The 11997-nt window shown below is 71.0% G+C and carries 9 protein-coding genes and 1 pseudogene; 3 read left to right on the forward strand and 7 right to left on the reverse strand.

Going from position 1 to position 11997, the window contains the following annotated elements:
• Positions 1-137 precede the first annotated feature (137 nt).
• Positions 138-1169 (reverse strand): helix-turn-helix transcriptional regulator, encoded by a 1032-nt coding sequence (locus AQJ30_RS32400; protein WP_067241012.1) that lies wholly within the window; start codon positions 1167-1169, stop codon positions 138-140.
• 230 nt (positions 1170-1399) lie between these two features.
• Here AQJ30_RS32400 and AQJ30_RS32405 point away from each other — a divergent pair, with 230 nt between their 5' ends.
• Positions 1400-1981 carry a hypothetical protein gene (locus tag AQJ30_RS32405; RefSeq protein ID WP_159052406.1) on the forward strand — a complete coding sequence of 194 codons (582 nt, stop codon included), beginning with the start codon at positions 1400-1402 and terminating at the stop codon, positions 1979-1981.
• Between the two features lie 147 nt (positions 1982-2128).
• On the opposite strand, the gene AQJ30_RS32410 is transcribed toward AQJ30_RS32405, so the two are convergent.
• Positions 2129-3232, reverse strand: coding sequence for a sugar ABC transporter substrate-binding protein (locus AQJ30_RS32410; RefSeq protein WP_067241017.1), 1104 nt, complete (start codon positions 3230-3232; stop codon positions 2129-2131).
• Positions 3233-3528: 296 nt separating this feature from the next.
• Here AQJ30_RS32410 and AQJ30_RS32415 point away from each other — a divergent pair, with 296 nt between their 5' ends.
• Complete coding sequence (locus AQJ30_RS32415; RefSeq protein ID WP_067241019.1) at positions 3529-5565, forward strand: fibronectin type III domain-containing protein; 2037 nt, start codon at positions 3529-3531, stop codon at positions 5563-5565.
• Between the two features lie 75 nt (positions 5566-5640).
• Here AQJ30_RS32415 and AQJ30_RS32420 read toward each other — a convergent pair whose 3' ends face one another.
• From AQJ30_RS32420 to AQJ30_RS32440, 5 genes are all read right to left on the reverse strand, one after another.
• The gene (locus tag AQJ30_RS32420; RefSeq protein WP_067241022.1) at positions 5641-6087 is read right to left on the reverse strand and encodes a heat shock protein transcriptional repressor HspR; all 447 of its coding nucleotides are present in this window, start codon (positions 6085-6087) and stop codon (positions 5641-5643) included.
• Between the two features lie 5 nt (positions 6088-6092).
• Positions 6093-7268, reverse strand: a complete 1176-nt coding sequence (gene dnaJ, locus AQJ30_RS32425) for a molecular chaperone DnaJ (protein WP_067241024.1) — start codon at positions 7266-7268, stop codon at positions 6093-6095.
• A gap of 57 nt (positions 7269-7325) precedes the next feature.
• Positions 7326-7994 carry a nucleotide exchange factor GrpE gene (gene grpE / locus AQJ30_RS32430; protein ID WP_067241027.1) on the reverse strand — a complete coding sequence of 223 codons (669 nt, stop codon included), beginning with the start codon at positions 7992-7994 and terminating at the stop codon, positions 7326-7328.
• Positions 7991-9838 carry a molecular chaperone DnaK gene (gene dnaK / locus AQJ30_RS32435; RefSeq protein ID WP_067241029.1) on the reverse strand — a complete coding sequence of 616 codons (1848 nt, stop codon included), beginning with the start codon at positions 9836-9838 and terminating at the stop codon, positions 7991-7993. The genes grpE and dnaK overlap by 4 nt, the downstream gene beginning before the upstream one ends.
• A 94-nt stretch (positions 9839-9932) precedes the next feature.
• Entirely contained in the window at positions 9933-10988 is a 1056-nt protein-coding gene (locus tag AQJ30_RS32440) for an MraY family glycosyltransferase (RefSeq protein ID WP_067241030.1), read from the reverse strand.
• Positions 10989-11194: 206 nt separating this feature from the next.
• On the opposite strand from AQJ30_RS32440, the pseudogene AQJ30_RS32445 reads away from it, so the two are divergent.
• Positions 11195-11997: pseudogene (locus AQJ30_RS32445) on the forward strand (Fe-S oxidoreductase); the annotation flags it as partial.

Genomic DNA, 11997 nt, shown 5'->3' on the forward strand with positions numbered 1-11997 from the left:
GCCGGCGTGTGACAGGTGCCGGACCGGGACACGGGGGCCGCGGGTGACGGGTGCCGGACCGGGCCCGGGGCCAGCTTTTGACACACGGCGGGACGGGCCACGGGGGCCGGACCGGACCACAGGGGCCACACGGGCCCCTAGCGGCCCGTGCGGGAGCCCTGGCCCGGCACGGTGACCTGGGTGAGGTCCACGGGCTCCTGGGGGCCGTCCAGGCCCACCTGGGCGATGCGCACGCCGAGCTGGGTACGGCTGGCCGCGCCGAGGGTCTCCGAGAGCCGGGCGATGTGCGCCCGGCAGGTGCGGACGCTGATGCCGAGGCGCTCGGCGATCACCGCGTCCTGGTGGCCCTCCGCCAGCAGCGCCGCGATGGACTGCTCGCGGTGGGAGATGCCCTCGATGCGGGTGTCGGGCAGCGGCGCGGTCAGCGGGATCGCCAGTCGCCACAGCCGCTCGAACACCGTGACCAGGTAGCCGACCAGCGCCGGGTGGCGCAGCTCCAGCGCCACCGTGCGGTCGGTGTTGGCGGGGATGAAGGCGACCGTGCGGTCGAAGAGGATCAGCCGGTCGATCACCTCGTCCAGCGAGCGCGCCTCGACCGCGTCGCCCATCAGCTCCAGGTAGTTGAGCAGGCCCTGCCCGTGCCGGGCCACGTGGGTGTAGAGGTCGCGCATGTGCACGCCCCGGCCGCGCAGGGTGAGCGCCCGGTGCAGGCCCTCCGCCAGCTCGTCCTCGCGCCGGATGCCGCCGGGCTGGACGGTCAGCACCTCGCGGGTGCACGCCTCCGTGGCCTCGTCCATCGCGGCCTGGATCCGGGACAGCCCCTCCAGGACGCGGATCGCCGAGCCCTCGCCGGACGGTGCGGAACCGCCCAGGCCCGCGTACCACTCGTAGGCCGCCACCGCCGTGCCCACCCGGCGCTGGCTCGCGCTGACGTCCTCGTAGAGCCCGCGCAGCAGCCGGGTCATGACCTCCTGCGGGGAGGTCGGGACCAGCCAGTCCATGTCGTCGGGGTCGGGGTGCAGCAGGGCCAGGTCCAGCAGGCAGGGCACCTGGTCGGCGTCACGGCGCGGCACCCGGCCGCGCCGTACGGCCCGGGAATACACGCGATCCCCGGCCTCGCACAGTCGGTCGGCACCGTGAGGATGCTCCTCCGTCCCGGTCCCGGCCATCGCCCATACCACCCCCGCTGCGCGCCTGTTCCGCGACGCCACTATGCGCGGCCCGGACCAGCTCCGCAACACGGCTGCCCCCGGCGGCCCCAGGGGAAACCGCCGCTTTGACAGGTTTTCGCACCGCCTCGTACCCACCCCTGCGCGCCGCCGTGCAACAAGCTGTCGTCCGGGCGCTCCGGGGGCGTCGGCCCCTCCCCTTCCGCCCCGGTCCGGCGGACAATCGGCACATGGCGACGAGGCCGGTGGTGGCGGGGTTGACGTGCGCGGTCGTGCTGGGCGTCCTGGCCGGCACGGCGGGCTGCGGCGGCGACGGACCCGCGGGGGCGGGGACCGAGGGGGAGTCGGCGCGGGCGTCCGCGTCGGCCTCGCAGCGGCCCTCCCGCCCCTACCGGGACGGGCACCTGACGTTCACCCTGCTCGACCTGCGCTGCGGGCTGACCGCGGTGGCCGGGTCGCACAGCGAGGCCCAGCCGGACGGGCAGTTCTGCTCGGCGCGGCTGCGGGTCGACAACCAGGACCCGAACTTCCACACCTACGTCACCGCGCGGCAGCGCCTGGCGGGCGTGACCGGCCCCCGCGCCCGGCCCGACGCCTTCGCCATGGCCGTGCGCCGCCAGCACGAGGAGGTCGAGATCGGCGGCCACGACCTCGTCGAGGTCGAGCTCTGGTACGACGTCCCGCGCGACGCCCGGGTCACGGGCCTGCGGGTGACGGGCGACCGCGACCCGTCGGGCTACCTCAGCACCCGCCCCGCGGACCACGCGCCGGACGGCGTGCTGATCCGCCGGGAGCCGCGGAGCGGCCCGTGACGCGACCGGGGAGGGGCCCGGGGGCGAGTGCGGACCGACGAGTTCCGGCCGAATGCCGGAACGTCACCTTCCGGCCGTTCGACGGCTGTCCGGATCCGGTCGGCCGTCGGCCGTCCGGATCCAGCACCCTCGCGGCCGCCGGAGCGGCTACTTCAGGCCGACGGTCTGGCAGGCCGTCTTGTACTTGCCGGTGCAGATGTCGGACACCTTGAAGATGCCGTCGGCGACCACGGTGTCCTTGATGTTGCTCTTGGTCAGCGCGACCACGGTCACCAGCTGCGCCGGGATGTTCTTGTCGGTCGGGCTGTCGACCTTGTCGCGGGTGAGCGCGTCGAACTGGATGTCACGGCCCTGGACCTTGGCGACGGCCATCTCCGCGGCGGCCTCCGCCTCCTGCGGGTAGGGCTTGTACACGCTCATGTACTGCTCGCCGGAGATGATCCGCTGCACGGCCTCCAGTTCGGCGTCCTGGCCGGTGACCGGCGGGAGTTCGCTGACGCCGGCCTCCTTCAGGGCCTCGATGGCCGCGCCCGCCATGGCGTCGTTGGCGGAGTAGACACCGGCGATGCTGCCCTTGCCGATCTTGGCGATCGCCTCGGCCATCTCCTTCTTCGCCAGCTCCGGCTTCCACTTGTCCGTGTCGTAGGTCGCGGCGATGGTCACGCGGCCGTTGAGCTCGGACAGCGCACCCTGCTTGAACTGACCGGCGTTGGGGTCGGTGGGCGAGCCGTTGATCATGACGATCTTGTCGGTGGCGTCGGGCGAGCCCATGCCCTCGACCAGGGTGCGCCCCTGCACCTCGCCGACGAGTTCGTTGTCGAAGGAGACGTAGGCGTCGATCGGCCCCTGCGCGAGGCGGTCGTAGGCGATGACCGGGATGCCCGCGTCCTTGGCCTTCTTGACGGTGTCGGCGATCGCCTCGGCGTCGACCGCGTCCAGCAGGATGACGTCGACCTTGTCGTCGATCATCTTCTCCATCTGCTGGGCCTGCTTGTCCGGATCCGCCTCACCGTTGGCGTAGACGGTCTTGCCCTCGTCCCGGGTCAGGGACTTCACCTTGGCCTGGATGATGGGGTAGTCGAACCGCTCGTAACGGGTGTTCGTCGTTTCCGGCATCAGCACGCCGACGGTGATGCCGTTGCCCTTGGTGGGACTTGCGTCGGCCCCGTCCTCCGTCGCGTTCAGCACGCCGCAGCCGGCGAGCGAGAGGGTCATCGTGGCGGCGACCACAGCGATGGCTATTCGACGCATTAAGGGGCTCACTTCGAGTGCGTTCGGGGCATGGGGCAAGTCGACCCAGGTGTCTGAAAAGACAACGCGGCCAGCCGTACCGGCGTCAAGCGGAACTACTTAACGAGATGACAACATCACGCTCCGCTCAGCGGGTGAAGACGCATGGAGACGAAGCGGAACCGCCTCCTGACGGTCTTTACGGGCCCTTCACCGACGGGACTTCACGACCCGGCAGAAATCCGTGCAACCAATTCCCTTCCCGGCGCGTCATGATCACGGCGGTTCCCGCCGCCGACCGTCCGACAGGGGAACGAATGAAGCCAGTCAGCCTCGCGACGGCCGTGGTGCTCGCCACGGCCGGCGGCCTGCTCACCTCCGTGGCCGCGAGCCCGGCGTCCGCCGCCACGACCTGCACCGCACCGGTCTACAAGCGGCAGATCTACGCCAACACGACCTTCTCGGGCACCGCCAAGCAGACCGGCTGCGATGCCGCGATCAGTGAGAACTGGGGCACGGGCGCGCCCGCTTCGGGCGTGCCGAAGGACAACTTCTCCGTCCGCTGGTCCGTCACCCGCGACTTCGGCTCCGGCGGCCCCTTCGCCCTGTCCGCGTCCGGGCTGGACGGCATCCGCGTCTACCTCGACGGCAGCCTGAAGATCAACCTGTGGAAGAACACCTCCACGGCCGTCGGCACGACCGTCAACCTGACCGTCCCGTCGGGCAAGCACACCCTGCGCGTCGACTACGCGCACTGGACCGGCTCGGCGAAGGTCGCCTTCACCTACACCCCCCGCACCACGGCCACGGTCGACAAGGTCCGCCCCCTCGCGCCCACCGGCGCCACCTGGGACTACCAGCCGGTGGACATCAACCGGAACACCGCGATCCTGTCCTGGGCCGCCAACAAGGAGATGGACCTGGCCGGTTACCGGGTCTACCGCCAGGTGGCGGGCACCACCGCCTGGACCCGGATCGGCGCGACCACCACCGCCCGGCGCACCTTCGACGACACCCCGCCGCAGACCGGCCAGTCGTACCTCTACCAGGTCCGCGCCTACGACAAGGCGGGCAATGAGTCGGCCGGCACCGCCGCCCTCGGCCCGGTCCCCACGCCCGACTCCACCGCGCCCGCCGCTCCGGTGCTCACCGTCACCAGCACCGTCGACACCAACACGCTGTCCTGGAAGGCCCCGTCGGACGCGGTCGCCTACTCGGTCTTCCGCAAGAAGTCGGGCGACACGGAGTGGAAGGAGTACACCCCCGAGATCACGACGACCACGTGGGTGGACTCCTTCCCGGAGTACGGGAAGGCGTACGACTACAAGGTCCGTGCCTACGACGCCGCCTGGAACCACTCCGACTCCGCCGTGGTGACCGGCCGCACCACCATCGCCGTGCCCCAGCACGTCACGGCCACCACCGTCGACTACGGCGCCGTCATCAGCTGGACGGACCCCGCGGGCAACGACACCGCCGACTACACCGTGCTGCGCTCCCCCGCGACGAGCGCCGCCCGCACCTGGACGAACGTCACCTGCGGCAGCCGCACGACGGCCACCGACGCGTCCGGCAACACGGTGCGCACCTGCACCGACAGCAGCGGTGACCGGGGGAAGCCGTACGCCTACGTCGTGCGCCGCAAGGACACCGACCTCCGCTGGTCCTCCCCTTCCGCCGAGACCGTCGTCACCCGCCCCGGTGACGAGGTGGCGCCCCCGGCCGTCACCGGCCTGACCGCCCGGGCGCTGGAGTACGGCGTGCGCCTGCAGTGGCAGGCGAGCACGGCGGCGGACCTCGCCGAGTACCGCATCTACGAGCAGCCCGCCGACTTCGACACCCCGCAGTACGTCGGCACGGTGGACGCCACCCGCACCTATGCGACGCTGCGCATGGCGGCGGACGGCGAGCAGAAGCGGTACGTCGTCCTGGCCGCGGACCGCTGGGGCAACGTCGCCACCCACGTGGGCGACCCCGAGGGCGACGGCACCTACTGGGACCAGCCCGTCGCCGCGGTCAAGGTGACCGAGCTCGACCTGCGCCCGACGGCCCAGGCCCCCGAGAACACGGCCTGCGACCTGGACGCCATCGCGCTGGCCTCGGGCGCCGTCCAGGTCGACCCGTACTGCTACGGCTCGCGCTTCAAGGAGGCGGACGGCTACCAGGTCTACCGCTGGGACCGCGTCAAGGCCACCTGGACCCGTCTCACCGACGCCCCGGTGACGACCTCCTACTGGACCGACACCACCGCTCCCGCCGGGACCACGCTGTACTACCTGGTGTCCTTCACCAACGAGGACGGCACGGAGGCCTTCTCCAACGTGGACGACGCGGTCACCGGACCGGCCGCCTGATCCGCCCGCAACGACGGCGAGGGGCCCGGGAGTTCGACTCCCGGGCCCCTCGCCGTGTGACTGTTCCTGTGCCTGCTAGTCCTTGGCCTTCTTGGGCCGCCAGACCACCAGGGCGCTGGTCTGCTGGACCTCCTGGTACGGGACCAGGTCGCGGCGGTAGGACGCGTGGACCGCGGCCTCCCGCTGCTGGATGGCCACCGCGGCGGCGTCCAGGGCCGCTTCCATCTCCGCGACGCGGGACTGGAGCGCGGCCACCTGGTTCTCCAGTTCGATGATCCGCTTGATGCCGGCCAGGTTGACGCCCTCGTCCTGCGACAACTGCTGCACCTGGCGGAGCAGTTCGATGTCGCGGGCCGAGTAGCGCCGGCCCCGGCCCGCCGTGCGGTCGGGGGAGACCAGGCCGAGGCGGTCGTACTGGCGCAGCGTCTGCGGGTGCAGTCCGGAGAGCTGGGCCGCCACCGAGATGACGTAGACCGGGGTCTCCTCGGTCAGTTCATACGGGTTCCGTCGACGGCCTTCCATCTGCGTCATGCTCCCTTCGCGGCCTCGAACAACTCCGCCCGCGGGTCGTCGCCCGCGGTCGCCTCGCGATACGCCTCGAGCGCGTCACGAGCCTTCTCCGACAGGTCGGTGGGCACGCTCACCTCGACGGTGACCAGCAGGTCGCCGCGGGTGCCGTCCTTGCGGACCGCCCCCTTGCCCCGGGCGCGCATCGTACGGCCGTTGGGCGTGCCGGGCGGCAGCTTCAGCGTGACCGGCGGACCGCCCAGGGTGGGCACCCTGACCTCGCCGCCGAGCGCCGCCTCCGTGAACGTCACCGGCACGGTGACCGTGAGGTTGTCGCCCTTGCGCCCGAACACCGGGTGCTCGCCGACGTGCACGACGACGTAGAGGTCGCCGGCCGGGCCGCCGCGCTCGCCCGGTGCGCCCTTGCCGCGCAGCCGGATCCGCTGGCCGTCGCTCACCCCCGCCGGGATGCGGACCTGCATGGTCCGCGACGACTTGGCGCGCCCGGAGCCGTGGCAGACCTCGCAGGGGTTCTCCGCGATCAGCCCGCGGCCCTTGCAGTCGGGGCAGGGGTCCGTCAGCGAGAAGCCGCCGCCGGAGCCCCGCGCGACCTGCCCGGTGCCGACGCAGGTCGGGCACACGCGCGGTGTGCCGTTCTTGTCGCCGGTGCCGGAACAGGCCTTGCAGGCCGCCTGCGACGACATCCGCAGCGGGACCGTCGCACCCTCGATGGCCTCGGTGAAGCTCAGGGTGACCTCGGACTCGATGTCCTGGCCACGCCGGGGCTGGGTCCGGGTCCCCGCGGCGCCGCCGCGGTTGAACAGGCCCCCGAAGACGTCGCCGAGTCCGCCGCCGAAGCCGCCCCCGCCCCCGCCCTGTGCGGCGCCGCCCCCGAAGAGGTCGCCCAGGTCGAAGTTGAAGGAGCCGCCCGCGCCCGGGCCGGGCCGGAACCCTCCGTTGCCGAAGAGGGCGCGGGCGTCGTCGTACTCCTTGCGCTTCTTGGGGTCGCCGAGGACGTCGTTCGCCTCGGAGATCTCCTTGAAGCGCTCCTCGGCCTTGACGTTGCCCTTGTTGGCGTCCGGGTGGAACTCGCGCGCGAGCTTGCGGTACGCCTTCTTGATCTCGGCCTCGGTGGCGTCCTTCGGGACGCCGAGGACCTTGTAGTAGTCCTTCTCGATGAAGTCCTTCGTGCTCATCCCCGACGCCCCTCCTTCCCTACGTCAGTGCCTTCAGTGCGTCCGTGGGTGTCGACGTCAGCCCTCCTCCGGGCCACCGTTGTCCTTCGTCGCGGAGTCCTCCGCCGCGGCCTCGCCCTGCTGCTCGTCGGCCTTGACCGGCTGCGCGCCGGGCTGGGGCTCGGCGACCGCGACCCGCGCGGGGCGGATCGTGCGCTCGCCGATGCGATACCCCGGCTGCAGGATGGCCACGCACGTGGTCTCCGTGACGTCCGGCGCGTAGGAGTGCATCAGGGCCTCGTGGATCGTCGGGTCGAAGGGCTCGCCCTCCTTGCCGAACTGCTGCAGGCCCATCTTGGCCGCGACGGTCTCCAGCGACTCGGCGACGGACTTGAACCCGCCGACCAGCTCGCCGTGTTCCCGCGCGCGGCCGATGTCGTCGAGCACGGGCAGGAGCTCGGTCAGGAGGTTCGCGACGGCGATCTCCTTGACCGCGATCCGGTCGCGCTCGACCCGGCGGCGGTAGTTCTGGAACTCGGCCTGGAGCCGCTGGAGGTCCGCGGTGCGCTCGTCGAGCGCCTTGCGGGACTGGTCCAGCTGGGCCACCAGACCCGCTGTCTCGTTCGCGTCCCCGGCCGGGGCCGCCGTCTCCTCGGAGGAGGCGGCGGCCTTCGGCTCGGCGTCGTCAGGGGTGGCGCCGGAGGGGACGTCGGGCTTCTCCTCGAAGCCCGGGGTCTCCTCCGTCACGCGGCACCGTCCTTGCGCTCGTCGTCCACGATCTCGGCGTCCACGACGTCGTCGTCGGCCTTGGCCTGGCCGGCGCCGGCGTCACCTGCGTCACCCGCGGCCTGCGCGCCCTGGGCGTCGGCGTACATGGCCTGGCCGAGCTTCTGCGAGACGGCCGCGACCTTCTCCGTGGCGGAGCGGATCTCGGCGGTGTCCTCGCCCTTGAGCTTCTCCTTCAGCTCGCCGACGGCTTCCTCGACCTCGGTCTTGATCTCGCCGGGGACCTTGTCCTCGTTGTCCTTGAGGAACTTCTCCGTCTGGTAGACGAGCTGCTCGCCCTGGTTGCGGGCCTCGGCGGCCTCGCGGCGGCGGTGGTCCTCCTCCGCGTACTGCTCGGCCTCCTGGCGCATGCGGTCGACCTCGTCCTTCGGCAGCGAGGAGCCGCCGGTGACGGTCATCTTCTGCTCCTTGCCCGTGCCCAGGTCCTTCGCGGTCACGTGCATGATGCCGTTGGCGTCGATGTCGAAGGCGACCTCGATCTGCGGGACGCCGCGCGGCGCCGGCGGCAGACCGGTCAGCTCGAACATCCCGAGCTTCTTGTTGTACGCCGCGATCTCGCGCTCACCCTGGTAGACCTGGATCTGCACGGACGGCTGGTTGTCCTCGGCCGTCGTGAAGATCTCGGACCGCTTGGTCGGGATCGTGGTGTTGCGCTCGATGAGCTTGGTCATGATGCCGCCCTTGGTCTCGATGCCGAGGGACAGCGGGGTGACGTCGAGCAGCAGGACGTCCTTGACCTCGCCCTTGAGGACACCGGCCTGGAGGGCGGCGCCGATGGCGACGACCTCGTCCGGGTTCACACCCTTGTTGGCCTCGTTGCCACCGGTCAGCTCCTTGACGAGCTCGGCGACGGCGGGCATGCGGGTGGAGCCACCGACGAGGACGACGTGGTCGATCTCGTTGATGGAGATGCCGGCGTCCTTGATGACGTTGTGGAACGGCGTCTTGCAGCGCTCCAGCAGGTCGGCCGTCAGCTGCTGGAACTGGGCGCGGGTGAGCTTCTCGTCCAGGTGCAGCGGGCCCTCGGCGGACGCCGTGATGTAGGGCAGGTTGATCGAGGTCTCGGTGGACGAGGACAGCTCGATCTTGGCCTTCTCGGCGGCCTCGCGCAGACGCTGCAGGGCCATCTTGTCCTTGCCCAGGTCCACGCCGTGGCCGGACTTGAACTGCTGGACCAGGTAGTCGACGACGCGCTGGTCCCAGTCGTCACCACCGAGGTGGTTGTCGCCGTTGGTCGCCTTCACCTCGACGACGCCGTCACCGATCTCCAGCAGCGAGACGTCGAAGGTGCCGCCACCGAGGTCGAAGACCAGGATGGTCTGGTCGTCCTTGTCCAGGCCGTAGGCCAGGGCGGCCGCGGTCGGCTCGTTGACGATGCGCAGGACGTTCAGGCCGGCGATCTCGCCGGCCTCCTTCGTCGCCTGGCGCTCGGAGTCGTTGAAGTACGCCGGGACGGTGATGACCGCGTCGGTCACCTTCTCGCCCAGGTAGGCCTCGGCGTCCCGCTTGAGCTTCTGCAGGATGAACGCGGAGATCTGCTGAGGGTTGAAGTCCTTGCCGTCGAGCTGGATCTTCCAGTCGGTGCCCATGTGGCGCTTCACCGAGCGGATGGTCCGGTCCACGTTCGTGACCGCCTGACGCTTGGCGACCTCGCCGACGAGCACCTCACCGTTCTTCGCGAAGGCGACGACGGACGGCGTGGTCCTGGCACCCTCGGCGTTGGTGATGACGGTGGGCTCGCCGCCCTCCAGAACGCTGACGACGGAGTTAGTCGTGCCCAGGTCGATGCCGACCGCACGTGCCATGGTTGATTCCTCCAGCTGACTTGAGTGCAACAGGCTCAAGTGTGCATGAGGTCGGCCGCTGGGTCAACAGACCTGAGCCAGTCAGGCTCAACTCTTATCCGTTCCTTACACGCAAGGGCTCCCTGACCTGCGTCGACGTCGGGCTCCCGGGCTGGCGGACCACCGTGTGGGAGGGACGCCGGGGCACCTGTACGGGCACCCGGAGCAGTCCCAGCACGATCACGGCCACCACCCCCGCCCCCCACAGCGGCGCCTGCGCGCCCAGCCGGCCGATGTGCACCAGCACGCCCGCGAGTACCCCGCACGAGGCGAGCAGTCCCAGCAGCACCACCGCGCCCTGCGCGGTGATCCCCAGGCGCCGCAGCCGGTGCGCGAGGTGGTCGGGGGCGCCCCGCAGCAGCGGCCGCCCGGCGAGCCTCCGCGAGAGGACCACGAGCAGGGTGTCGGCGGCGCCCAGGACGACGAGCGCGAACAGCACGCCCGCGCTCTCCAGCGGATCGTGCCCCACGCGCGCGTAGACACCGCCCGCACCCAGCAGGAACCCGGCGAACAGCGATCCGCAGGCCCCGAGGGCGGCCCGGGCCGGCGGCCAGTTGTGCAGCAGGAACCCGGTCAGCGCCGCCGCCAGCACGCTCAGCAGCACCGCGAGCCCGTCCAGCAGCTCGGCCGCCACACAGGCGCCGACCCCGAACGCGGTCACCAGCCCGACGGTCCCGGCCAGCCCGTCGGCGTGGTCCAGCGACCGCAGGGCCAGCGCGGCGAACGTCACCCATCCGGCCCCGAGCAGGCCACCGAGTACGCCGAGGTCGCCGTACGGCATGACGCAGGCGGCCGCGACCGCCGTACCGACCACGAGGATGCTCGTCTTCAGGCGCGAGACGTCGGCGACCAGGCCGAGCCCCGCGACGGCGGCGGCCGCCACCAGCAGGCGCCCCACGCCGTCACCCAGCGGGGCCCAGCCGGTGCGGTCGCCCGCGACGGCGACCAGGCTGGTGACGAGCACGACGGCGAGCCCGCCGGACACCGGCACCCGCCGCTGCCGCTGCCGGCGCTCGACCAGCCCGAGGCGGCGGGCCGGCACCCGCAGCAGGGCGGCCAGCACGGCCGTGAGGAGCAGGGCGGTGGTGGCGGCGGCGATTCCGTAGAGCACAGGCTTAAGTTAGTAGTGAATGTACCAATTTGGTACGAATAACACGATCGGATTGCCCGACGCACCCGACCCCCGCCGCTGAGGGGACCCTCAGCGACGCAGATCACCGCACTCCCGGCTACAGTGCGGCTCAGGATGGGGGTAGTCTCAGACGGACTGCATAAGTTACCGCTTAGTAATGACGAGGCCGCCCTCCAGGAGCCCCCATGCAACTCGCCGCGATCATCGTGTCGCTGGTGCTCGCCGTGGTCGGCGTGGCGCTGTTCGGCCGCGCCATCGCCCAGATCTATCGGTTCGTCCGGCTCGGCCAGGACGTGCCCGCGGGCGCCCGGACCAACGACTGGACCGCCCGTACCGCCACGGTGATCAGGGAGTTCCTCGGTCACACCCGGATGAACCGGTGGGGCGTGGTCGGATTCGCCCACTGGTTCGTCGCGATCGGCTTCTTCTCCCTGGTCGCGACCCTGGTCAACGCCTTCGGCCAGCTCTTCCAGGCCGACTGGATGCTGCCGGTCATCGGGCACTGGCTGCCCTACGAGCTCTTCGTCGAGTTCATCGGCACCATGACGTCGCTGGGCATCCTGACCCTGATCGTCATCCGCCAGCTGAGCCACCCGCGCCGGCCCGGGCGCAAGTCCCGCTTCGCCGGCTCGAACTTCGGCCAGGCGTACTTCGTCGAGTCCGTGATCCTGATCATCGGCCTGGCGATCATGACTCTGCGGGGCCTGGAGGGCGCGCTCGCCGGCGTGCACCACTACGAGGCCGCCTACTTCGCGTCGTACCCGCTGGTCCTCGCCTTCAAGGGCCTGAGCACCGGCACGCTGCAGAACCTGGTCTACCTCACCGCGATGATCAAGATCGCGACGTCCTTCATCTGGATGATCGTCGTCTCGCTCCGGACGGACATGGGCATCGCCTGGCACCGGTTCCTGGCGTTCCCGAACATCTGGTTCAAGCGCAACGCGAACGGCGCCACCTCGCTGGGCGCGCTGCTGCCGATGACGTCGAA

Origin of the sequence: Streptomyces longwoodensis (assembly GCF_001514125.1) — a bacterium.
In the GTDB taxonomy this organism is placed as follows: domain Bacteria; phylum Actinomycetota; class Actinomycetes; order Streptomycetales; family Streptomycetaceae; genus Streptomyces; species Streptomyces longwoodensis.